19 protein-coding genes are annotated in these 23,000 nt (G+C 37.6%); 10 read left to right on the top strand and 9 right to left on the bottom strand.

Annotated features, from left to right (window positions below; all coding sequences use genetic code 11):
* The first annotated feature begins 5 nt into the window (after positions 1-5).
* Together LEP1GSC202_RS12285 and LEP1GSC202_RS12280 are read left to right on the top strand one after the other, a co-directional pair.
* Entirely contained in the window at positions 6-1,430 is a 1,425-nt protein-coding gene (locus LEP1GSC202_RS12285) for an MBOAT family O-acyltransferase (RefSeq protein WP_015678053.1), read from the top strand.
* A 1-nt stretch (position 1,431) separates the two neighbouring features.
* Positions 1,432-2,559: a DUF1574 domain-containing protein gene (locus tag LEP1GSC202_RS12280; protein ID WP_015678058.1), complete on the top strand. Its 1,128-nt coding sequence runs from the start codon at positions 1,432-1,434 to the stop codon at positions 2,557-2,559.
* Here LEP1GSC202_RS12280 and LEP1GSC202_RS12275 read toward each other — a convergent pair.
* On the bottom strand, positions 2,556-3,167 hold the full coding sequence (locus tag LEP1GSC202_RS12275) for a J domain-containing protein (protein ID WP_015678084.1): 612 nt from the start codon (positions 3,165-3,167) through the stop codon (positions 2,556-2,558). The two genes, LEP1GSC202_RS12280 and LEP1GSC202_RS12275, sit on opposite strands and share 4 nt — an antisense overlap.
* 62 nt (positions 3,168-3,229) lie before the next feature.
* Between LEP1GSC202_RS12275 and miaB the strand changes: the two genes are divergently transcribed.
* The 3 genes from miaB (at position 3,230) to LEP1GSC202_RS12260 (ending at position 7,093) form a co-directional block, all read left to right on the top strand.
* Entirely contained in the window at positions 3,230-4,603 is a 1,374-nt protein-coding gene (gene miaB, locus LEP1GSC202_RS12270) for a tRNA (N6-isopentenyl adenosine(37)-C2)-methylthiotransferase MiaB (protein WP_015678211.1), read from the top strand.
* Positions 4,600-6,192 carry an LptF/LptG family permease gene (locus LEP1GSC202_RS12265; RefSeq protein ID WP_015678253.1) on the top strand — a complete coding sequence of 531 codons (1,593 nt, stop codon included), beginning with the start codon at positions 4,600-4,602 and terminating at the stop codon, positions 6,190-6,192. Before miaB ends, LEP1GSC202_RS12265 begins: the two co-directional genes overlap by 4 nt.
* Before the next feature lie 70 nt (positions 6,193-6,262).
* On the top strand, positions 6,263-7,093 hold the full coding sequence (locus tag LEP1GSC202_RS12260; protein WP_015678171.1) for a hypothetical protein: 831 nt from the start codon (positions 6,263-6,265) through the stop codon (positions 7,091-7,093).
* 3 nt (positions 7,094-7,096) lie between these two features.
* Here LEP1GSC202_RS12260 and LEP1GSC202_RS12255 read toward each other — a convergent pair whose 3' ends face one another.
* A complete protein-coding gene (locus tag LEP1GSC202_RS12255; RefSeq protein WP_015678037.1) occupies positions 7,097-7,897 on the bottom strand; it encodes an FcpA-related putative periplasmic flagellar protein in 801 nt (266 codons plus the stop codon).
* Positions 7,898-7,947: 50 nt separating this feature from the next.
* On the opposite strand from LEP1GSC202_RS12255, the gene LEP1GSC202_RS12250 reads away from it, so the two are divergent.
* Positions 7,948-8,403, top strand: coding sequence for a methylglyoxal synthase (locus LEP1GSC202_RS12250; RefSeq protein ID WP_015678014.1), 456 nt, complete (start codon positions 7,948-7,950; stop codon positions 8,401-8,403).
* Here the strand turns inward: LEP1GSC202_RS12250 and LEP1GSC202_RS12245 are convergent.
* Positions 8,380-8,856, bottom strand: coding sequence for an SRPBCC family protein (locus LEP1GSC202_RS12245; RefSeq protein ID WP_015678403.1), 477 nt, complete (start codon positions 8,854-8,856; stop codon positions 8,380-8,382). The genes LEP1GSC202_RS12250 and LEP1GSC202_RS12245 overlap by 24 nt on opposite strands.
* A gap of 27 nt (positions 8,857-8,883) precedes the next feature.
* Between LEP1GSC202_RS12245 and LEP1GSC202_RS12240 the strand changes: the two genes are divergently transcribed.
* Positions 8,884-9,459, top strand: a complete 576-nt coding sequence (locus LEP1GSC202_RS12240) for a hypothetical protein (RefSeq protein WP_015678217.1) — start codon at positions 8,884-8,886, stop codon at positions 9,457-9,459.
* Here LEP1GSC202_RS12240 and LEP1GSC202_RS12235 read toward each other — a convergent pair.
* A complete protein-coding gene (locus LEP1GSC202_RS12235) occupies positions 9,425-11,437 on the bottom strand; it encodes a tetratricopeptide repeat protein (protein ID WP_015678158.1) in 2,013 nt (670 codons plus the stop codon). The two genes, LEP1GSC202_RS12240 and LEP1GSC202_RS12235, sit on opposite strands and share 35 nt — an antisense overlap.
* Positions 11,418-13,451 carry a 6-bladed beta-propeller gene (locus tag LEP1GSC202_RS12230; RefSeq protein WP_039929034.1) on the bottom strand — a complete coding sequence of 678 codons (2,034 nt, stop codon included), beginning with the start codon at positions 13,449-13,451 and terminating at the stop codon, positions 11,418-11,420. Before LEP1GSC202_RS12230 ends, LEP1GSC202_RS12235 begins: the two co-directional genes overlap by 20 nt.
* Before the next feature lie 133 nt (positions 13,452-13,584).
* On the opposite strand from LEP1GSC202_RS12230, the gene LEP1GSC202_RS12225 reads away from it, so the two are divergent.
* Positions 13,585-15,174, top strand: a complete 1,590-nt coding sequence (locus tag LEP1GSC202_RS12225) for a peptide chain release factor 3 (RefSeq protein WP_015678257.1) — start codon at positions 13,585-13,587, stop codon at positions 15,172-15,174.
* Here the strand turns inward: LEP1GSC202_RS12225 and LEP1GSC202_RS12220 are convergent, their stop codons facing one another.
* Genes LEP1GSC202_RS12220 through LEP1GSC202_RS12205 form a run of 4 tightly spaced genes read right to left on the bottom strand, consistent with a single transcriptional unit; the run spans position 15,175 to position 21,051 of the window.
* The gene (locus LEP1GSC202_RS12220) at positions 15,175-17,109 is read right to left on the bottom strand and encodes a PP2C family protein-serine/threonine phosphatase (protein ID WP_015678404.1); all 1,935 of its coding nucleotides are present in this window, start codon (positions 17,107-17,109) and stop codon (positions 15,175-15,177) included.
* A 1-nt stretch (position 17,110) separates the two neighbouring features.
* On the bottom strand, positions 17,111-18,037 hold the full coding sequence (locus tag LEP1GSC202_RS12215; RefSeq protein ID WP_015678406.1) for an LBF_2017 N-terminal domain-containing protein: 927 nt from the start codon (positions 18,035-18,037) through the stop codon (positions 17,111-17,113).
* Positions 18,034-18,924, bottom strand: coding sequence for a FecR family protein (locus tag LEP1GSC202_RS12210; protein WP_015678056.1), 891 nt, complete (start codon positions 18,922-18,924; stop codon positions 18,034-18,036). The genes LEP1GSC202_RS12215 and LEP1GSC202_RS12210 overlap by 4 nt, the downstream gene beginning before the upstream one ends.
* A gap of 24 nt (positions 18,925-18,948) precedes the next feature.
* Positions 18,949-21,051, bottom strand: coding sequence for a (Fe-S)-binding protein (locus LEP1GSC202_RS12205; protein ID WP_039928976.1), 2,103 nt, complete (start codon positions 21,049-21,051; stop codon positions 18,949-18,951).
* Between the two features lie 122 nt (positions 21,052-21,173).
* On the opposite strand from LEP1GSC202_RS12205, the gene mqnC reads away from it, so the two are divergent.
* Entirely contained in the window at positions 21,174-22,277 is a 1,104-nt protein-coding gene (mqnC, locus tag LEP1GSC202_RS12200; RefSeq protein WP_015678113.1) for a cyclic dehypoxanthinyl futalosine synthase, read from the top strand.
* A 74-nt stretch (positions 22,278-22,351) separates the two neighbouring features.
* Complete coding sequence (locus tag LEP1GSC202_RS12195) at positions 22,352-22,960, top strand: hypothetical protein (protein ID WP_015678216.1); 609 nt, start codon at positions 22,352-22,354, stop codon at positions 22,958-22,960.
* The last annotated feature ends 40 nt before the right edge of the window (positions 22,961-23,000 follow it).

Below are 23,000 nucleotides of genomic sequence, written 5' to 3'. Positions count from 1 at the left end.
TTAGAATGAAATTTACATCGCTTAGTTTTCTATTGTTCTTTTTGGTCGTTTATGGAATCCATTGGGTGGTCAGAGGTCAATACCGTTTGGTATTTTTATTTCTCGCATCCTTTCTATTTTATGCCGCTTGGTCGATTCCGTTTGCATTTCATTTTTTGTTTTTAGTGTGTCTCAACCATTGGATGAACAAAAAGATACTAAAGGACAAATTGAGTTTTTGGTATCCTGTTTCCTTATGTATCAATTTTGGAAATTTGTTTTTATTTAAATACTTTTACTTTCTTTGGTCGATTTTATTTGAGATGACAGGTAGTGTCTTTTTTTCTCAGGAAGCGGTTCAAACTTTTTTCCAATCACAGTTTGGTTTTGATTCCATTACCTTACCTCTTGCGATAAGTTTTTATACATTTCAAATGGTTGCCTATACCATTGATGTAAAACGAGGTAATGCAAATGAAAATCCCAACCTTTTACAATTTAGTCTTTTCATATTCTTTTTTCCACAACTCGTCGCTGGGCCCATTGTCCGACATGGAGAATTCTTTTACCAACTTGAGGTTTGGAATGCTAAAAAGGAACAATTGTTTGAAGGGTATTATTTAGTCTTTTTAGGATTATTCAAAAAGGTTGTGATCGCGGACAATCTCTCTTCTGTTATTGATCCCATTTTTATGAATCCGGATGCCTATGATGGTGTTTCCAATTTGGCAGCGATGTTTGGTTATGCTGCAAGAGTTTTTTGTGATTTTAGTGGTTACACGGACCTTGCCCGCGGATTAGGTAAATTGTTAGGGATCAATTTACCAGAAAACTTCCATGCTCCTTATTTATCAAAATCGGTAAGAGAATTATGGACAAGATGGCATATGACTCTTGCCACTTGGATTAAGGATTACATCTATTTTCCGCTAGGTGGATCACGAGTAACGGAGTATAGAGGGTATTTTAATTTAGTGATTACCTTTACTTTGGCAGGGTTTTGGCATGGAGCAAGTTTCACTTTTATCATTTGGGGTTTTTTACATGGACTGATGTTGAGTATAGAAAGGAAATTTGATTTGATTTTTCCAAAAGGAAAAGATGAAAAACCTAAAGTTTGGAAGAAGGTCACCGGATTTCTATATACATTTTCTTTTTTTGTTTTATCAGTTCCTTTTTTCAGTGCGCCAAGCGTTCACAATGCGATTTCCATGTACATTCGTTCTTTTTCCAATGCAAGTGGAGAACGAACAAATAAAATGGAAAAAATCATTTATTCCTTATTATTAACTTTTATTTTAAACTACTTACAAACAAAACCAAGTTTCCCAAGAGAAAATTGGTCTACAGCTAAAAGTTTTACTTTTTTACTGATTTTTTCTTTTATCATTACCATTTTATTAGGTTACTTAGCACCGGGAGGAACGGAGTTCATTTACTTCCAATTTTAATATGAAAAAAACTTTTCCTGTTGTGTTGTATCCTTTGGTATTAGCGTTTTTACTGTTTTGCATCGATAAATTGTTTTTTCTGCCCATTGTAGTGGAAAATACCTATAGTTGGAAGAAGATTGAACGTAAGTTTTATGAACTGAAAGAAGATTTGTTTGAGGTTATGCTTTCTGAAGCTAAAAAAAATCCAAACAAACAAATTGGTTTGATTCTCGGTAGTTCTCGTTCTGGTGAGTTTGATTCAGTAATGTTGGAATCATATTTTCCAAATACGAATTCATTTAATTATGCAGCCCCCTTTGGTCCACCGAGTTTCCAAGCCTATTGGCTGGAGCGAGTTTTAGAAACAAATTTACCGATTCGTTATGTGTTAATCGAAGTGGATCCACTTTTATTTGCGAGAGCCTCAATTGATTATTCACTCAATGGTTCCTATGATCCGAGTTACGTCCTTGAAAATATAGATTTTTTCCGATCCAGATCTAAGGATCCTTGGCAAACAAATGCTAGTGGATTTTCTGTAGATGAAGCAGAAGTATATTTTCTAAAAAAATTATTTGCGTTATACAAGTATCCACTCGATCCCACTGCGATAAAAGCCAATAACAAAGAAATTGAAATCGGTTTTTTCCCAGGTATGACTGCTGGCATTACAGGAAAAGAACACAAACGGGGTTACATCGATAAAATCAAATTGGTAAATCGAGTGAAGTTTGGAGCCCTTCCCAATGAAATCAAATTTGCCAATATGGATGTATTTTTAGAACGAGATGCAGAGGCCATGTACAATCAGTATTTGAAAGGCCAAAGTTTATCTCCCACTCAAGTTTATTTTTTTAAACGAATGTTACAGCGGTTACAAGGAACCGGAATTCCGGTAATCGTTTATTTTCCTGTGGTTTCAGAACCTCTACGGAAACGGTTGGCATCAGATGGTTTACTCGAAAAATTCAATTCTGAGGTACGGAAGGAAGTGGAATTGGTATCCAAAACTCCCAATTCAAAGTTTAAAGTTGTGGATCCAAGTTTAGATTCCAATTGGAAGTGTAAAGACTTTGTGGATTCTCTCCATTTGAGTGGGGCATGTTTTCCAAACCTTTTGCCAATTTTATTCCCTAAGTCTATTTAAACTGGTTTTTGAAGGCGTCTTTTTTCCAGTTGTTTGGGTAAATACTGAAAACGGAAAATCAAGTACCCTAAAAAACTCAAAACTAAAAAGAAAAGAGAAAGGGAATCAAAAGAAGATTGGTCAGTGGCTGTCATACTAGCTCCACCTACACTTGGTTGGACCACAAAGGACCGATACAACACAATGCCTGAGTACAACAAAAGGTTACCCACCAAATAAATGGTTGTCTTTTTCAAAATCCAAAGTGTTTCCCCCATTTCTTCTCGGAATTTGCTGAATTCACTTAGGATCTCTTGGTAGGATTTTTTATGGGCGAGGCGATACACGTCGTAGGCTTCTTCGATTTCTGGGTCCTTGGCTTTTCCATCCAACAAAACAAAAGTAAAGTCTAGTTCTTTGTCGTAACGTTTTCTCCCTTCTGGGTCGGATAGGGTTAGGTAGGCTTTTGTGAGTTCTAAAATTTTTTCCTTGGCTTCGATGCTACCACTTGCGTTCAGTAATTTCCAAAAGGCAATTTCTGAAGTAAACACTTCCTCAATCATTTCCCGCGAGGCATGTCTCGGAATGCCCAAAATTTCGTAGTAGGTTTCCCGTTTCACCCAAGCCATATACCCTTTAGTTACGTTTCTTCTTTGCTTTACAAGGAATTTTCCTGGGAAATGATACCAATATGAACCCTACCGTCACAGAAAGCCAGGAAACTCTCCCTTCCATCCAATTGGGAAAGGTCTATGTGGAAACCTATGGTTGCCAAATGAATGAATACGATTCAGGCATTGTCAAAGAATTGTTCCGTAAGGAGCATTACGAAACCACAAATTCGGTGGAAGACAGCGATATCATCTTTCTCAATACCTGCGCTGTGCGCGAAAATGCCCATGCAAAAATTTATGGAAGGTTACAATCCCTCGGTTACCTCAAAAAGAAAAATCCCAATCTTGTCATTGGTGTCCTTGGGTGTATGGCACAAAACTTGGGAGAAGACCTTTTCAACCAAGAATTGCCTCTTGATTTAATTGTGGGGCCAGATAATTACAGAACCCTTCCTGAACTCATTCAAAATATCCGTGCTGGCGAAAGGGATGTCCAACTCACTAGGCTTTCCCGAACCGAAACGTATGATGAATTAGAACCTAAAGTTGTGAATGGCATCCAAGCATTTGTAACAATCATGCGAGGTTGCAATAATTTTTGTACTTTCTGTGTGGTTCCTTACACAAGAGGGCGCGAAAGGAGCCGAGAACCGCAATCCATCATTCGAGAAATCAAAGAATTGGAATCAATGGGTGTCAAACAAGTCACCTTACTTGGACAGAATGTTAACAGTTATGCCTATGAAAGTTATGATTTCTGTGCTCTGGTCGAATCCATTTTAAAAGAAACAACGATTGAACGGATACGATTTACAAGCCCACATCCGAAAGACTTTCCTGACCACCTAATCTCACTTATGGCGAAAGAGGAACGTTTTTCTTCGCAAATCCATATGCCTTTACAAGCGGGAAGTTCCAAAGTGCTTCGTGATATGAAACGAAGTTACACTAAAGAGGAGTATTTGGAACTTGTAACTAGAATTCAGTCGGTGATTCCTGATATCGGAATCACTTCTGATATCATTGTAGGTTTTCCTGGAGAAACGGAAGAAGAGTTTCAGGAAACTTTAGAGGTGGTAAACAAAGTAAAATTTGATATGTCTTACATGTTTAAGTATTCTGAACGTGAAGGTACAATAGCAAAACGTAAGTTTATCGATGATGTACCGGAAGAGACAAAAAGTAGACGATTGATTGAACTTGTTGAATTACAAACCAAAATCTCCTTAGAAAAAAATCTTTCAAAAATCGGAAAAACATTTTCAATTTTAATTGAAAATACTTCGAAGAAATCAAAACAAGAGTTATGTGGCCGATCCCATTGTGGGCGTATGGTAGTTTTTCCGATTCCAGAAGGCCAATCCTTAGAATTATCGGATTGGATTGGAAAAACAGTCAATGTATTGATTGAACAAGCTACAAGTGCAACGTTAAAGGGAAAACTTGTGTGAGTAAACAAGTTGACTTACGAACTGTTCGTGTTTTTTCCAAAGATGATCTGCCTCCTGGGTTTATGGTGGATACAGATCGTATGGGAAAATGGAAACGGTTCAAACCTTCCATATTAAGAATTTATATCCTTAAGGAAATTTTAAGTCCCTTTTTAGTCGCTCTTTCCTTTTTTACGATGATCTACATGGCAGTGGCCATCCAAAAAATGATTGGACTCTTTGTGGGTAAGGGAGTCGATTTTTTCCGTTTATTAGATTATATGGGTTATGTATTTGGGAATACCTTACCTATGACCATACCGATGGCTTGCCTTATGTCAGGGATCATGGCTGCGGGAAGGTTGTCTGGAGATTCAGAAATTACTGCCATGCGAGCTTCCGGAGTTTCGTTTCCCTATATTTACAGTAATTTTTTGTTGTTTGGTTTTGTAATGACCTTACTAGTCGGTTACCTTAATTTTTATCTTGGACCAGAAAACACCCGTAAGATGAAAGATTTTGATAATTGGATCGCAACTTACAATCCATTACTTGCCATCCAACCAGGCCAATTTTCTGGAGACAAAACCCAAGATTTCTTTTCGGAGAAAGGAAGAACAATGTACTCCGGTGGAGTCGATGAAGATGGAAACTTAAGCAATGTCCAAATCCGTGAATGGGCAATTTCTGCCGATGGAACAGACTTTATCATGGTGAATAATTTGGCCGTACCAATGGGTGGGTCAAAGATGTTACAAATCATCAATGCCAAAGAAGGATTATTAGTCGAAAAAAAGAATTCTTCTGGGGAATTTGAAAAATCGGTTCGGTTGAAAAAAGGTTATGTGATTGAATGGGATCCGGAGACAAATGCAATTGGTATCACCAATTTTATGAATGGTGAAATGGATTATAACACACCAGCAAAAAAAGATACCAAAACTATGAGTATCAACGTAAAACCTGATACATTTTCCTTACCTATGTTAATCGAAATTCGAAATGCGATAGAATCCGATGGTTTGGAAAAAATTCCTGGATTAGAAATTTTAAAAGAGTATGGTCTTTCCATCAAAGGTGTGGGAGGATTGAAACAGATGGTCGAACAATTTAAGTATGAGATCATCATGGGTGCAAGTTCTGGAAACCAAGAAGATGTCGCACAAAAATTCACACTTTACTCGCAATTATCAGAACTTTTAAATGAATCCAAAAAAACACTCACTGGTTTTAACGTGGAAATCCATAAACGATTTGCCACACCACTTTCTTGCCAAATCTTCTTCTTTTTATCTTTCCCATTGGGTCTAGTTGTCAAACGATCCGGAAAAGGGATGAGTTTCACATTAGCTGTCATTTTTTTGCTTATCTATTATACATTTTTTATTTTTGGATCCGGTATTTCCTATAAAGAAAACGTGCCTGATTGGGTGGGTCCATGGTCAGCGAATATTGTCATCGCCACTCTTTCGATCTACATTATGATTTCCCGAACGGATGCCAAATTACCGGACTCCATTCGTACTAAATTAGGATTTTATTTCCGCACAAGAGACCGAATCGAAATCCTTTGGGAATCGGTAAAAAATCGAATTCCTAAGAAAAAATGAGACAAAATTTGCTAGAAAATTCCTCTATCTACGGTTCCATAGAGACTAGTTGTAGTTTAGGAGATCGGGTTTGAAAACTTCTTACATTTGGAATCTTTCCCAAGGCCGTCCGTTTCCGGTGGAGCTTTGGAAACATTCAAAAATCAAAATCCAAGTAAACCAAATTGGTTTAAAAGAATTGGATCAAATTTCAATCACACCGAACGATATTCATATTGTATTCATCCAAGTGACACTGAAGGAGTGGCAAGAAATCCAATCGAAAGTCACTACGATTTTTGAAGGGAGTCCTTTTGTTTCTTTGATTCTCATTTCCTCAGAAGATGGAGCAAACCAAATCCAAGAGATGGTGCAATCACAACCTAAATATTTGGTTTTGGAAAACCCATTACATGTAAGAGAACTCAGGATGATCTTAGACCGAACCATCCAGTCTGAATCTTACAAAGCAGCCGCCTTAGATATCGGCAACTCTTGTTTAGAAAATGTTGGTTTCTTTGAAGGTGTGTTTTCTTTGGCGCATCAGGAATACGAAGAATCGAAAAAAGAAAACGAGGCCCTTCGTTCCATTCTCCAATATGAGGAACTGGTCAAACGTTCCCAAGCAGGGATCAATAATGCCCTTGAAAAAGTAAATGATATGAAAAATCAGGAACTGATTGAGTTGCATGAACGAGTGAAAGCTAGCCAACAATTGGATGAATTACGGGAAAAAGAATTGAAACAAGCATTAGAATTGCAAAAGGCAACCGAACAAGTGCTCAATTATTCCCGAATCGAAGAAATGAACTTAGACAAAATTCTACGAGCACAAGATCGATTGTTCGAATACACGGAACAAGAAATTAAAGAGTTAGTGGAAGAGAATCGTGCCTTAAAAAAGAAATTAGGGATGATGTAACGATTAAAAATCTTTTCCCACTTTTTCTTCGATGGTGGCAAACTCCTTTGATTCACGACCATAATGGAGTTCAGCAAAGCGTAACAAATGTTTTTTCTTTAATTCCTTAAACTCATAATAGAGTTCTTGGTTTTTATTGCGAAACGCGTTTTGTTCCATTTTTTCATAAGAGAGTGCAAGTAGTCTGTGAGGTTCTGCTTCCATTTCATTTTTTGACGAAATCTCAATATATCTAGTGGTGAAATCGATTACCTGTAGGTAATTTTTAAATGATTCTTGGTGTTTGATGTACTCTCGGTAAATTCCCGATTTAAGGTCAATGTAAGAGGGACTTTCTTTTACCTTAGGGTTTTCGATTTTATCAAGTAGATTCATCGCCTTCACTAAGCGCAAGGTTGTTTGTGACCGAAGGTCATACAATTGTTTTTGGAATTCTTTTTCTTTGTTTTCTCGTCTTGCTACTTTTTGCCATTCATACCGATCTTCATAAAAGACTTCCTTTTTAAAATCTTCCCGTCGTTTTTCGAGATTTTTTCTTCCGGATTCAAAGCCATCAATGGCAAGAGAAAATTCTTTACTGGCATCACTCCAACGTTTTTGGGAATTTTTTTCATCCACTAAGTTAAGGACGGGAATGGTTTCTACATCGAGTGCGTTTTCCCCCCAAGGCGAACCTGATTCCGGTTTTGTCGGCAGGATGGATTCTACACGTGAATCTCCCGTTGGATTCGAATCCTTGGCAAATAATGGAGAAAGAGATAAGAATACCAGGAGGATCCAAAAAAATCGGTTTTGCATTACCATTTCAGGGAAACTTTCCTTGAATCCTGGAAATTGGCAAGAACTATCAATTTATGGTACTAATACAAAGAAAAATGGAAACCACTAAAAAGATTGTTCTCATCGCTCATGATAACAGAAAAGAGGATCTTTTAGATTGGGTGAAATACAATAAAGGAACCTTAAGCAAACACCATTTGTCTGCTACGGGCACAACGGGTAAACTGATTCACGAACAAATTGGACTTCCCGTATTTCGCTTCATTTCTGGTCCGCTAGGTGGTGACCAACAAATAGGAGCAAAAATCGTGGAAGACTCCATTGATTTTATGGTATTCTTCTGGGATCCCCTCTCTGCGCAACCTCACGATCCAGATGTAAAAGCCCTTCTTAGGATCGCTGTATTGTACAATATACCCATGGCGTGCAATCGTTCCAGTGCCGATTTTTTAATCTCTTCACCTCTCATGGAAAAAGAATACAATCGGCAACTCATTGATTATGGTTCAAGAATACCCGCTAAAAATTAAACGATAATTTGTTTTAAAGTGGTGGGCTGTTAACTGATGCCTTTTCCTAAATAAATAATATAAAATTGGAAATATAAAATATTTTGATATGGGCCATAAAAAAAAGGAAACTTCCACTTCGTCTGAAAGGATGGATTCATTTGGGTTTCCATCCACGTCTAAAAAACGATGGGAATGTAAAAACTTTCGGAATGGACCTTTTTCCTGGTTGTCTTGGAATATTTGATTTTTTTCATATAGCGTATGTTTTGCGATCCAAGTTGTATATACAAAAGGTATCATAGGTACTTTTAATATAGCAACTTCACCAACCTGTAAGGATTTGGGTTTCTGAATGATTTTTATCCCTGGATTTGCTTGCATCAATGTGGAAAAGCCAATTGGTTCTTCGTGAAATTGGAACAATTGTGCTTTTGAAACCGGGAATTTGGATCGGAAAATGAAAGTATTCATGTACATTAGAAGGAAGATTTTAAAACTATGACTTGGTTTTTTAAGAAAAAAAAGATAGAAAGTTCCAGGTTGGATATCGATACCATCAATAGAATTGAGGAGGAATCAAAAAAACTAGGAAAACAACAAGTTTTGTATGTCACGATCAAACGAAAAGTAAGTGGTAGGGGAGAAGTTCTTGTTGGATTCCAAGATCGGATTTTTTCGGACAAAGATTTGATCCGTTATGAGTCTGATGAAATAAAGTCTCAGTTAAATAAAGGTGAATTTAAACTCCACGAAGGCATTTTATATTTTTACCCAAATGTTGATCTTGAATGGAAACCAACTCCAAAAAAAAACATTCATAAAATTGTTTCCAATTACGATTTTTCTAATGTGGAAATGTATTTGGAACCAAAAGACTATCCAAATCTTCAACCTGAATTGGCCGAATGTTTTCGAAAAGAAAATATAGAATCCGTTTATCTGAACAGGAATGTTTGTCAGTTGGAGATAAGTGATTTGGATTCTGAAAAGGAATCAAGAATATCGGAATCACTTCTTAACTTTTGTTCTTCTTTTTACCTTAGTGCTTTTTCAAAACCACAGAGTCCCCGGTAGCGAGCTCTTTTTCCCAACCTCTCATTTTTGGTTTTACGCTAGCAATTGATTTACCAAGAGTGAGGATTTCTCCATCAAATAATACCTTTCCTTGGCGTTCAAATGAGACAAGGGAGTTTTTTTGGATTCCATCATCCTTTCCTATGGAAACAATTACTTCATCTTTTTTGACTTTTAAGATTTTTCCCTCAACTGGTAACAGTTGTTTGATTCTCTCGCTGATTCGGTGTAAAATCGTTGGTAAACTATCTCTACCTCTTTGGTTCGTTTTCCAATTGGCAATGTCTTTTAATTGATTCCTATCATAAACTGAGATATCAAATTTAATGTCGCCATTTTGGATTTGGTACTTTCCATGAACTACATAACGAACCTTAGTTGCATTTTTCCGTTTAGAATCTAAATGATGTAGATTATCAATTGAAAAGGGTATGGTTTGAGAAAATGGATGGAAATTTGATTCTTTTAATAGATTCCGAATGTGTTTGAATTCAGAACCTTCGATCACTCTAACAGATAACATGTTTTTTAATTGATACCGTAATCCGTCTGCAAAAAGCCTTCCAGCTTGTAGATGGTCAGGGAATGCGGAATTGGATTCTAAATCAAAAACATAAACTTCTGGGCTGAAACGGATTGGTGAATCCAAAACGGAATTTGGTTCGATTTGGATGTATCCTTCTTTGAATTCGATAGATTCCTTTAAATTTTTTAAAACGAATTCTAATTTGTTTTGGAGTTTAAACGAATTTGGATCTTCTTCTCGAAGTCGTAATAACAAATTGGTATATCTGACTGCATCACCTGATAAATTATAAAATTCGAGTAATTCCTTCCTGACGATAGGTGTTTGTGCACTCAAATCTCTCGCACGGAAAAGATGAAATAAACTGCTTTTGTGATATAAGGAATGTTTTTCGGAATAATATCGATCCCTTCTATAATCCCCTAATTCTCTTCTCAATTTCGATTCTTCTTTTTCAAATTCGATAACATACTCTTCTGCTTCATAACGAAGCACTTCATCCAAATCATTTAATGCCAAGGCCCTTCTATAATGAAAAGATGCAAATTTTGTCTCTCCTAATTCCCAAGCAAGATTTGCCTCCAAACTATGATAGAGTTGGTTTTCAGGAAATTCGCGAGCAAGTTCATAAATTGTTTTAAATGCTTTCTTTTTTAGTTCTTTTTCCTGGTTGGCATTTCCTAAAATCAAATCATGATAAACTAAGTAAAACCTTGCTGTTTCATTTTTGTTATCCAAATTCAAAGCATTTTCTATCGCTTCTTTAACTTGAGGTAAGACAGAGAGTAACAAACTTGGCTGAAAATAATGTTCGTATAACAAAATTTTTGCTTTGTATGCAAATCCTTCCGGATCGTTTGGTTCCTTTTTTGTATATGAATCTACAGCAATCAGTGCATTTTCATATTGTTTTTTCGTGAAGTATATTTCACCTAACATCCATAATAAATCAGCTGGCTCATCTAATTTCTGTGATAAATTTTTAATTTTGTATAATGCTGAATCTAATTTTCCTTGTTTTACTAAAGATTTTGCTTCGGCAATTCTTAGTCCAGTGTGATTGGGGTATTCGGTAAGCAAAGGTTGGATCAGGTCCGATATCGATTTATAGTCTTCATCCAATAAATAGATTTCAGATAATCCCGTGACTGCCGGGATGTATTTAGAATCCCTTTGTAATATATCTAAATAAAATTTTTTACTCTCTTTAAAGGATCCTAGTTTAAAACTGCAATCCGCAATTCCTAATTTGGCTTCGATAGAATTTTTATTTTTTTGTAAAGCCGATTGGAAATAAGAAATTGCTTTTCTACAATTTCCACCCAATTGGAAATTTTTCCCTTCAGCAATGTCTTCTAGTGCAGTCGATTCACCCCAAAGTATATTTGTACTTACAAACAAAATGAAAATAGCCAAATAGGTGATTTTTCGTTTAACGAGGTTCTGGAACAAAATAACCTCCTTCATCTCTTCCTTTTACACCTCTATGGTCCACTCCAATTCCAATTTTAATGTAACGGTTGATAAGTTCTGGATTTGTATCGGTTTTATAGGATAAAATATAACGATAATCTAGTTGCGATTTAAATTCTTTGTACAATTCTCTTTCTTCCCCTTCGCCATCTAAGAGGATGTATTTTCCATTTGTTGGACTTGTCAGATCAGACCAAGATTCTTCTAGGTTAGGATTTGGGTTTGTTGTTAGTACGTAAATGGGAATCGAATGTGCCTTCGCATACGAAACAATCCTTGATTTTTGGTATTGTAAAAAACCATCTTCTTTTGCTTCTTTTGATACTAAATACACTAGAATTTTTGGACCAGTTTCCATTGATAATTTTTTGATCGCGGCTATACTTGCTTTCCCGAAGTTAAACTTTTCTTCCGGTTTACTATCACGAATTTTGGCCAAAATATCTCGTAAGGAAACTGTTTGCGGAAGAATGAGTTGGCTGTCCTTTCCGGCTCGGTATAAGCTCACTGAATCCGTTTCGTGTAAAGATCGAAATAGAGGAAACAATCCATCTTCAAAATTTAGTTTAGCTTTTTTTAAGGATTCGCTATTTTCATAAACCATCGCGATTTGTAATTTATCATTAATTTTGTTTTTGCTCGCTAAGGAGAATAAGGGTGTCATATTGTCATTTTCGAATATTCGAAAACTGAGTCGGTCAATTCCTACGATTTCTTTCCCCGCTCGATTTTTTACCCTTGTATAGATATGAATATTAGGAAAATCTGAAGTATCAATGGATTCAATTTTCAAGTCAAGGTTTGATAATAAATTATTTTTTTGGGAAAAAATATCAATTCGATGTTTTCCAAAATCAACAAAATAAAAACTACCTGTAGAATCCATATTTGTTGCAAATGGTCGAAACAAAACTCGATACACACCTTTTTTGTCTCGAAACTTCGGTAATTGGTTCCACTCTCCATTATTTAATGAGTAAGTCCAAATTCCGGTTATTTCATCTGTTAAAAAAATCTGATTCTCTAATATACGAATGTTACGAGGTTTTTTCCATTCGGGTTTAGAAATTGTCTCTAATGTATTTCCATCAGCATCAAAGACAATTACTTGAAGTTTATCTTTGTCCACCACATATAGATTTTGGTTTTCAATTGTAATGCCAGAAGGATTGATTAATTTGGAATTACCAAGTCCTGTGATTTCTAATACAAACTGTTGTTTTGTGTTAAATTTCTGGATTCTTCCATTTCCAGAATCAGCTACATAAAGATTTCCAAGTTTATCAAAACAAATAGAGGAGGGGCCACGAAATTGGCCTTGCCCTTTGCCAGGGCCTCCAATTGAAAACAAAAAACTTCCAGTTAGGTCAAATGCTAATACTTCATCACGTGCAAAATCAGAGATGTAAATTTTTTGATTATGATAAACCAAAGAAACAGGACGATCTAGTTTCCTTGTGAGACCACCTCGCCAATTGGCAATAGGATTCCCTGCGGCATTAAATTTAATAACATTTGATGTATCAAATCCAGCAACGTAAAAATTTCCATCCTCGTCGAAGGTGATATCAGTTGGATTACGAAACCTGTATCCACGGATAGAATCACCTTCAATGGTTTTAAAATAGATTTTTTCTTTTTCAGTCACACCACCTGCAATTGCTAGGCGAAGGCTCTCAATTTTAGTTGTGATGAGTAAATCATTTTTGGCTTTTGTAGATAAAATTTCCAATTCATCTAATGCCTCTTCCCATTCGCCTAATAGGTAGTAGTTGTTGGCCAATTCTAGTCTGGCTAAATGGAAATCTTTTTTTAGATTCACTGCCTTTTGGAAACGTTCTTTCGCGGCAGAGTATTCTCTTTGGTTTTTATAAGTTAATCCCCGTTTGAATTCTTCCTTGGCATTCTCTTCCCCTAAGGAAAAATTGGGAAAGTCTAGAGGAAAGATTTGGGTGCAGACCAAAAGAAAGATGATGGATACAAACTTTCGCAAAAAAAACTCTCCCTCTGTCCCCCAATTTAATGGGACATAATCCACAAGTCAACCCCTTCCTTTTGGTTCGGGGAAACTTGACCTTCTTTATTCTCGACAGATTCGCCAATTTGGCTAAGATGGAATTGTCATTATGTCCCCTGATACCATAGAAAAAGAAGTCAATCGCCGGAAAACCTTTGCGATCATCGCCCATCCCGATGCAGGTAAAACAACGCTTACCGAAAAACTCCTATTGTATGGGGGTGCCATCCAACTAGCGGGGGCAGTAAAAGCGAAGAAAGAGGGTAAATCAGCGACTTCAGACTGGATGGCGATGGAAAAAGAAAGGGGAATTTCCATCACTTCCGCTGCTTTACAGTTCGAATACAAAAATAACATACTCAATTTACTCGACACTCCTGGTCACGAAGACTTTTCCGAAGATACCTACCGGACTCTCATGGCTGCAGATACAGCGGTAATGGTTTTGGATGCTGGTAAAGGGGTGGAGCCGCAAACCATCAAATTGTTTCGGGTTTGTCGTGACCGCGGTATTCCCATCATTACCTTTATCAATAAAATGGATAGGCCCACAAAGGACCTGTATGCTCTTCTTGATGAAATCGAAAAGGTATTGGGCATCAAAGCTGTTCCTGACGTTTGGCCTCTCGGCACTGGTTTTGATTTCAAAGGGGTGTACGATTTGCGAGACGAACAATTGTATTTGTTTGACCGCACACCAGGTGGAAAACAAAAAGCTGGGTTTCGGGTAGCAGGTCCTAGTGACACAAGTCTCGACGAACAATTTGATGAAGAAATTGTAAAGGCATTCCGAGAACAGATTGATTTGGTGCAAAATGGAATTGGTGGGGTAGACAAAAATTCTTTTTTATTAGGAAAAGAAACACCAGTTTACTTTGGTTCGGCGGTAAATAATTTTGGGATCGAACTTTTTTTAAATAAATTTTTAGAACTTGCACCTGGTCCTGATCATATACCACTTCGGGATGGGAATTATTTAGATCCAGTGAATGCCCCTTTCAGTGCATTTGTTTTTAAAGTGCAAGCAAACATGAATAAGGCGCATAGAGATAGGATTGCATTTTTAAGAATTTGTTCAGGAGTTTTTGAAAGAGGATTAAACGTAAATCATAACCGATTGGACAAACCAGTTAAGTTGTCCTCTAGTTTTGCCTTTTTTGGACAGGACAGAAACACGGTAGATTTAGCATTTCCTGGGGATATCATTGGACTCGTAAATCCTGGAACTTTCAAAATTGGAGATGTGCTTTCGACAGGAAACACTCCACCACTTCGTCCACTTCCTAGTTTTGCCCCTGAATTATTTGCAACGATCTCGTGTAAAGACACCCTGCAATTAAAATCCTTTAAGAAAGGATTGGACCAATTGGCGGAAGAAGGGATTTTACACCTCTTTACCTCACGAACTATAGGTGGAGGTGTTCCCATCATTGGAGCCATGGGTAAACTTCAATTTGAAGTTTTCCAACGCCGTTTAAAAGATGAATATGGCGCCGAAACCTCTATCCATATTTTGCCTTACGGAATTTCTCGTTGGGTGAAAAAGGAAGATCGGACAAAGATCCCATCAAATGCAAATTTGGTGGAAGATTTATTTGGAAACATGGCTTTATTATTTGATACCGAATGGGATATGAATTATTTTCATAAAAATAATGAAGGGATCGAGTTGTTAGACAATCCTCCGCTTGAGGAATGATTAGATGATATCGATGCCTATCCAAGTGATGTCATCGAGTAAATCTTTTCCTTCTGAAAAGGAACGAATTTTGAAATCTAACTCTTGTTTGACTAGGGAAATATGATTGTCCTTCATTTGTTCAAAAAAAGTCATAAGTTCAGTTTCCCAAATTTTTTCTTTTTTCGAATTCTCTACGTCTTTTAATCCATCTGTAAATAAATGAAAACGATCTCCTGTTTGGATGGGAAATTGTAAAACCTTCGGTTCAAATTTCGGTAACATGCCAAACATAGGATTTAATTTTTCATAACAATTTGGTCCAGTTTTTGTGAAATGGACCATACCAGGGTGGCCCGCATTTCCATAATAAACATAATTTTGATTCAAATCAAAAAGTAAAAATAGAAAAGGAACAAAGGCATAAGGGTCAGGGAAATGACGTGTAATCCCTTCATTCATTTTCAGTAATATCATTTCGGGACTTGTTTCCGTTCGTGTGATTTGATGAAAAAGCACTTTTAATACCGTCATCATCATCGCAGCTTTCACCCCATGTCCTATGACGTCTCCAATTGCAAAAATGGTTCGATTGTTTCCTAAGTCGATATAATCATAATAATCACCTCCAACTTGGATCAGAGGACGGTATAAAATTTCATAATCAAATCTTGGGAATAATTGGTTTTGATTTGGTAAGTATTTTTTTTGTAGGTCCTTGGCGTAATCCATTTCCCTTTCAAATTCTAAACGTTTTTTTGTTACATTTTGAACTAAAAGTAAAGCACCACTTGCATATTTATTTTTTGTTTCAAAGTACCAAATTTGGTAAATGATTTCTAATAATAGAACTTCTCCATTTTCAGTAAATACTTCAAATTCATCTTTTTTTACATTTTGTCCAGTTGGATTCAACTTGTGATCCGAATTCGTTTGTCCCTTGATTTCTTTTAGAAATAAAATCACTTCTTTTTTAAGCCATGTTTTTAATGGTTCTTGGTATAAATATACGTCTGTTAGGCTAAGTTTTGGTTCAATTTTGGGATTCTCTAAAATTACTTCTCCTGTGGAATCATATAAAATGGCGGCGTGGGGGAATTCATTTAAAATAAGAGTTAATTTTTGTTTTGATTCAATTTCTCTTATAGAGATCAGAATCGAAATGAAAAAAGTAAACATTAATAATAAAACAAGGGTAGTGAGGTTTGCTTGTAGTGAATCAAGGATTGGTTGGAGTACCAAATGAATGGGACTCACAACAAAAAGATGGACTGGTAAACCATAAAGGGGAATGCCCACAAGAAAATAATCTAAACCCTGCTTTTCTACTTGTTTTAAAGTTGGAACATTGGAATTCCTTTGTAAGGAAGGTTTAGCTTTCTCTTTCCATTCTTCGGATACAAGGAATTGGTCTTCGATAAATCCAGAGATTCCATAATCACCGGCTTGGTTGAGTAAAAATAATCCTTCGTTCGGATCACTGAACGAGGAAAGTAGGAGGGCGTCTTCCAGAAACGAACTAGGGTGCAATCGAAATCGATTGCCTTCTGAGACTAAAAAATAAGATCTAAGATTTTCATCCTGATTGCATTGGAGGATTTGGAATGGAAGTGGATGATCATTTTGAGGTGAGAAGTTGGGGCAGAAACTTTGGAGATCCGAAATGTTATGTAGGTAAATAGAGGTTTGCTTTCCATTGGGAACTTCGGTTTCCAATGTTTCTCGTATTTGGTTTTCAATGTCAATGGCAAGTAATTGGATTCGGACCAATTGGAATCTCTGATTCCAATCCAATGCATCTCTATACTCTCTATAAATCATCCTCCCTACAATCAAACTATAAGGTAAGATCAGAAATAAAAAGAGGGAGAAAAATAATTTTAAAAATGATTTGGATCTTACAACGAAAAGAAAATTAGAAAGTAAATATTGGAATTTCTTCAAATACGAAGCCATCTTACGGGCCTTTCGATTTTCTTTTGAAATCAATTGTTTTGGGAATTTCTTCGTTACCCAAACGGTCAATGGCACTCACTTGCAATTGAAAATCTCCAGGGCAAATGGAATCAATGTCCTGGTAGATTTCCTCATTCCAAATCAAATACTCAGATAAACTTCCGCCATCACAACGGTAGCGAAACCGGATGGAACCAATACCGGAACCTAAATCTTTGGATTGGATGATCAATCGATTCTTTGGAGATATAAAACTGGCTTTTTGAGTTGTAAAAGGAGGGGACTGGAAAAAAAGTTTTGATTCTGGTGGAGTTTGGTCCACTTGAAATTCCCAAATTTGCATTCCATCTGAAACTCCCAATTCATTTGTGACTTTATATTCTAGGCGGTAATTTCCATCCTTTGGAAAATCCAATTGGGGAGAGTGAGTGGTTTGCCAATTGCTACCATTCACTCGGTAACGTACTTTAAAATGTTTTGTAATTGTTACGGGAACGATCGTGATTTGTTTGGAAGTTAAAAATAATTCAGATGTTCCATCTTTTGTTTGGATGGGAACTAGGACATCTGTTTTCACCGGGACCTTCGCGATGGCTGTTTCCTTGGGTTTCGGTTTTTTTCCAAAGGTATCGACTGCATACAACTCAGTCCAATACCCTCTCACCTTTCGTTTTGCCACTGCTCGTATCCGAAAGTATTCATAACCATCAGGGATGTATAAATTGATTGGTCCAGGGTTTGACAAAACGCGAAACGGAATCTCTTGTTCTAGGTTCTCCGTTTTCCAAAGTTCCAATTCATATTGGATGATGTCGTTTCGGTCAGGGACTAATGAAAATTGGATTTGTTTGGAAAACAAAGGCTGGGAAATCCCGATGGCTAGGATCAAAAAAATAAAAATAATGAGTTTATGGGACCTAACATTCATTTGTTTTCAGGAATGGGAGGGTTTGGAACAGGAAAGGGTTGCAAAGGGGCTTTTCCTTTTTCCAAATAGGTAGCAAAACCAGCGTTTACTTGCACTGTGACTTTCTCCGCTGTGACAGAAACAGCGCCGTCATAACAACTCAGAGTTGTATTCCCACTTCCATCCACTTCTGTCAGAAAGTCAGTACCTTTGACCACGGACTCAGCTGATTCTGTTTTGAGTAAAAACATCTTTTGGTTTGGTGATTTTGTTTTGGGAATGAGGGAACGAATTCTCCCTTTCCTTAAAAATAATTCATCCGGTTCGGTATCTGTTTTGCCACGCTCCATAATGACATGGCTATTTTCAGTGATTTCAAAACGGGAACCTGAAAGGAAAAGAAACTGTGCTTCAGAATCCTTTAATGTTCTCACTTCATCTTTCGCATAAAGTCCTTCCCCGTTTGTCGCTTTTGCCCAATCGTTTTGTTTTTGGGAAATTTTTAAAACTTCAGTAACGCCAGTAAATCGTTGTAAGTCTGCGAGTGGTTTTTTTCCCAAACTTTTGGGAATCCATAATTTCATACCGGGAATGATGAGGTTTGGGTTATCAATTTGGTTGGATTTAAGAAGTTCCTTCCATTTCCGAGGATCATCCAAATAAGTTTTCGATATGATGCTTAAGGTTTGTCCTTTTTCGACAATGATGGTGATCCCATCGCCTTCGGGGGGTTGGATGTTTTTTTTGGAATCAGCGTATACGGCTGTTAGTTGGATTAATAAAATCAGAAGAATACAAGGTTTAAAATAAAAAAAGTATTTTCTATCAAAAACAAAAAAGGTGGAAGGAACCTTCCACCTCATATTTAGAAACCGAGAACAAGTTTTGAGGAGATTTTGAATTTTCATAATTTCCTCAAAACTTGCGTTTTGTTAGTCGATGTTTTCGGCTACAAGTTCCGCGATATCTTTTACTTTTACAGAATCAATTTTTTCCGCAGCTTTGACACCATCTGTGATCATCGTGATACAGAATGGACAAGCAGTTGCAATGGTAGTGGCACCAGTATCAAGGAGTTGACCTGTACGTTTGCTATTGACGCGCATACTTTCTGGATTGGATTCATCAACATGTTCTTCCATCCAGTACTGTGCACCACCCGCACCACAACAAAGTCCTTTGGAATGGTGGTCAACGGCTTCTTCAATTTTACCACCAGATACTTTTTTTACAACATCACGAGGGTTATCGTAATTATTGTTATATCGACCGATGTAACAAGAGTCGTGGTATGTATACTTTCCAGTGTTTGCGTCATCAGCCACTTTCACATCAATTTTACCTTCTTTCGAAAGTTGGTTGATGTACTCGGAGTGGTGGATGACTTCGAAGTTACCACCAAATTGTGGGTATTCGTTTTTGATGGTGTTGTAGCAGTGAGGGCAAGCAGTTACGATTTTTTTGATTCCGTAACCGTTGATCGTGTCTACGTTGGTTTGTGCGAGTGTTTGGTAGAGGTATTCATTACCTCCACGTCTTGCAGAATCTCCCGAACATCCTTCTTCAGTTCCAAGAATCCCAAAGTTTACATCTGCTTTTTGCATGATTTTCACGAAATCACGTGAGATCTTTTTGTTCCTTTCATCAAAAGCACCTGCGCAACCTACCCAATAGAGTACGTCTACGTTTTTGTCTTCTGCTTCTGAGAGAACTTTTACGTTCAAACCTTCCGCCCAGTCTGCACGAGTGTGCGCACCAACACCCCATGGATTCGAATTGTTTTCCATATTGGTGAAAGCTTTTTGGAGTTCTGGACTCATTTTAGACTCAGCAAGAACTAAATGACGGCGCATTTCAATGATGGCGTTTACTTGGTTGTTTCCAACAGGGCATGCTTCCACACACGCATAACAAGTCGTACATCCCCAAAGGGCTTCTTCACTTAGGCCTTCATGAGAGTTGATGACACCAGTTTCAAGAGCCGCTACTGCTTCAGCTGCTTCTTCAGGCGTTTTGCCAGCACGAGCCGCCGCCACTTCTGGCATCTTCTCTAACATTTGGTGTTTGAGTTCTACAATGATGGCCTTTGGATTTAAAACTTTACCAGTTCTGTTTGCTGGGCATTCTACTTGGCAACGACCACATTCAATGCAAGACATACCATCGAGTAAATTTGGCCAAGGGAAATCTTCCACACGATTCGATCCCCAAACTGCATTTTCATCATCCAAATTGAGTTTGGAGAGTTGCCCTTTCGGAGTGTCTGTGGCAAGGAAGTAGTTAAATGGAGCAAAGATTAAGTGAGCATGTTTGGATGTCGGAACATATAACATGAACGAAAATACAGTGATGATATGGCCCCACCACATGATTTGAAAAACGATATCTGCTGTAGAGTTTGCCACTCCCACAGATTCCCAAAGTTTTCCAATGGCTCCGTCGATGAAACCTGCATGAGTGTAATAAGTGGCTGCAACAGTTTTCGCACCATTTCCGAGTAAGGTTGTAACCATCAGGGTTGCAATCATACTGATGACAATGGCAGAAGCAGGTGAATGAACATCTAACCCTTTTGCTTTTTTGATCCAACGTCTCCAAGCAAAAAAACCGAGACCAGTTAATACTAAAATGGAAACATAGTTTACAGTTTGTTCGTAGAGATGGTTTGCTGATTCGCCGAATAAAAAATTTGGCAATGCAAATTGGTAAGGGTCTTCCATGGCATAACCAAAGACACTGGCGATCATTTGGCTTGTTGTATGGATTGTATACACGATAAATCCATAAAAAACAAAAGCGTGCATGATCCCACGAACTGGTTCACGGAAGTTTTTCTTTTGTAAGATTACGTTTATAAAAAAACTTTTTAAACGGAATCCGATGTTCAGGTTCTTTTTTGCATCTTCATTAAAAAATGCAGGACGACCATTGAAGATCAATCCGAGCCTGTAAAGGATAGCGCGGACAAACACTACGTTTGCCACGACGAAAAAAGCTGTGAATAATAGGTGAAAGAGAATTCTTCCGATATCCATTTATATTTATGCCCTTAAGGTGTTTGGTATTTCCTAGGATTTCTATAGAAAAATCAATGTCCAGGAAAATTCGGTTTTTACAGGGATATGTCAGAAGATTTCCTGTCCAAGTAGGTAGAGATATGAACGTAACCTCCTTTTCCCTGAACCAAAATGACCCTGCCGATGTCGTCCTACTCAAAGCTGTGGAAGGCAAACGGATCTCTCCAAGTGAAGCCCTCATTCTCTACAAAGAAGGTGATTTTCTAAAAATCCAGATGGTGGCCCGGTATTTACGGGAAAAGGTGAGGCCTCATACGGAAGCAAGTTATACCATGTTTCGGGTGGTGAATTACACGAACTACTGCAATGTAGAGTGTAATTTTTGTTCCTTTATGGATGAGATAGGGAATGGAAAGGGGTATGTGCTCTCAAAAGAAGACATCTTACAAAAGATGGACTATGCCATGGAAGAAGGGGCAGACCAAATGTTTTTGCAAGGTGGGGTGTACCCAGAACTTCCCTTCGACTACTATCTGGATGTCATCAAAACGATAAAGGCTAAATACCCAAGGATGCACATCCGAGCCTTTTCTCCAGTGGAAGTGATCAATTTGGAAACCATCACCGGAAAACCCCTCCGTGAAGTGTTACTGATTCTCAAAGAAGCAGGGCTTGATTCAGTCCCTGGTGCTGGTGCGGAAATTCTAACGGAAAGGATGCGCCAAATCATCTCTCCCAAAAAAGCATCGGTTGCAGAATGGGTTCGTGCCATGGAAACCTGCCATGAGGTGGGACTCAAAGGATCTGCCAATATTGTGTTTGGATCAGAAGAAACAGAGGAAGAAGTGATCGAACACTTACAAGTGGTTCGGGACTTACAAGACCGAACTGGTGGATTTTTATCCTTTATCCCTTGGACCTTCCAACCGCAAACCAAACGTTTCAAAGTGAGGCCCGTCCCAACACATGAATACTTAAAAGTTCTTGGAATCTGCCGTATTTTTTTAGATAATATCAAACACATTGAAACGTCCGTGATGGTACTTGGAAAAGGGGTTGGTCAACTGGCTCTGTATTCAGGAGCCGATGATATTTCCTCCGTCGTGATTGAAGAAAATGTGCTCCGTTCGTTTGGATTGAAAACGGAAAAAGAAGCGAGAAAATTTCTTATGGAAGGTGGTTTTCGTCCTGTTAGGCGTAACCTCAATTACGAAGAAGTAGATTCCAATCTCGAAATGGCTTAAAGTTACCTTTTTTCTAAATTCAATGTTTCGATATCAGTAGACAAATTAGTAAAACGAACGGAAAATTTGTCCTTATGAAACAGTTGAATTTAGTTACCCTTTCGGTGTTTTTTGTTTTTTCCCAGTGCATCAGTTTTGCCAAGTACAACTTACCAGAAACCAAACTCCCAGAAAAAACAAATGTAGAAAAAAAGATTATTTTCCTCACCTATAGCCAAGCAGCCACTGTAGGTGACAGGGAACGAAAAGTAGCTGATGAATCGAATCGAAAGCAATCAGAAGAAAGGTTTGTTCGTGCCTTGCAAAGCCATCCAAACGTTTTGTCTGTTGTGACCGATCCACAAGCAAAATATGATCTAAAACTTGATATCAATTTGGAATCCCAAGTGAGTTTCTATTCCAGTACTTTGGGTATGATCCTCACAGGAATTTCGTATCTTACCCTAACTGCACTTCCGATGGATGTAGTGCAAGATAGTACGATTACGTTTCAATTTGCAAATGAAAAGAGTAAAACACAAACCACTTTGGTTCGGCAAGTTCACTTCAATACTTGGATCGGGATTTTGACGATACCACTCATGCCGTTTTTTGGATTGAACGGAACAACGGAAAAAACCTTTTTCGATGTTTCTCACTCCGCTCTGAATGAGGCCATCGAAAAACAACCCAAGCTATTTTAGTTCGTGGGAAAAAAAAGATGGGGGAGTTTTCCCCATCTCA

Source organism: Leptospira yanagawae serovar Saopaulo str. Sao Paulo = ATCC 700523 (assembly GCF_000332475.2).
In the GTDB taxonomy this organism is placed as follows: Bacteria; Spirochaetota; Leptospiria; order Leptospirales; family Leptospiraceae; genus Leptospira_A; species Leptospira_A yanagawae.
Note: the sequence above shows the minus strand (reverse complement) of the source record. Positions and strands in the feature narration are given on the sequence as shown.

Bases quoted from the DNA above. Each gene is read 5' to 3' on its own strand.
- LEP1GSC202_RS12240 (WP_015678217.1), top strand. From the start codon at position 8,884: ATGACTTGGTTTTTTAAGAAAAAAAAGATAGAAAGTTCCAGGTTGGAT.
- LEP1GSC202_RS12225 (WP_015678257.1), top strand. From the start codon at position 13,585: ATGTCCCCTGATACCATAGAAAAAGAAGTCAATCGCCGGAAAACCTTT.
- LEP1GSC202_RS12220 (WP_015678404.1), bottom strand. From the start codon at position 17,109: ATGGCTTCGTATTTGAAGAAATTCCAATATTTACTTTCTAATTTTCTT.
- LEP1GSC202_RS12285 (WP_015678053.1), top strand. From the start codon at position 6: ATGAAATTTACATCGCTTAGTTTTCTATTGTTCTTTTTGGTCGTTTAT.
- LEP1GSC202_RS12280 (WP_015678058.1), top strand. From the start codon at position 1,432: ATGAAAAAAACTTTTCCTGTTGTGTTGTATCCTTTGGTATTAGCGTTT.
- LEP1GSC202_RS12205 (WP_039928976.1), bottom strand. From the start codon at position 21,051: ATGGATATCGGAAGAATTCTCTTTCACCTATTATTCACAGCTTTTTTC.
- mqnC (WP_015678113.1), top strand. From the start codon at position 21,174: ATGAACGTAACCTCCTTTTCCCTGAACCAAAATGACCCTGCCGATGTC.
- LEP1GSC202_RS12250 (WP_015678014.1), top strand. From the start codon at position 7,948: ATGGTACTAATACAAAGAAAAATGGAAACCACTAAAAAGATTGTTCTC.
- LEP1GSC202_RS12215 (WP_015678406.1), bottom strand. From the start codon at position 18,037: ATGAATGTTAGGTCCCATAAACTCATTATTTTTATTTTTTTGATCCTA.
- LEP1GSC202_RS12195 (WP_015678216.1), top strand. From the start codon at position 22,352: ATGAAACAGTTGAATTTAGTTACCCTTTCGGTGTTTTTTGTTTTTTCC.
- LEP1GSC202_RS12275 (WP_015678084.1), bottom strand. From the start codon at position 3,167: ATGGCTTGGGTGAAACGGGAAACCTACTACGAAATTTTGGGCATTCCG.
- LEP1GSC202_RS12245 (WP_015678403.1), bottom strand. From the start codon at position 8,856: ATGAATACTTTCATTTTCCGATCCAAATTCCCGGTTTCAAAAGCACAA.
- miaB (WP_015678211.1), top strand. From the start codon at position 3,230: ATGAACCCTACCGTCACAGAAAGCCAGGAAACTCTCCCTTCCATCCAA.
- LEP1GSC202_RS12255 (WP_015678037.1), bottom strand. From the start codon at position 7,897: ATGGTAATGCAAAACCGATTTTTTTGGATCCTCCTGGTATTCTTATCT.
- LEP1GSC202_RS12210 (WP_015678056.1), bottom strand. From the start codon at position 18,924: ATGAAAATTCAAAATCTCCTCAAAACTTGTTCTCGGTTTCTAAATATG.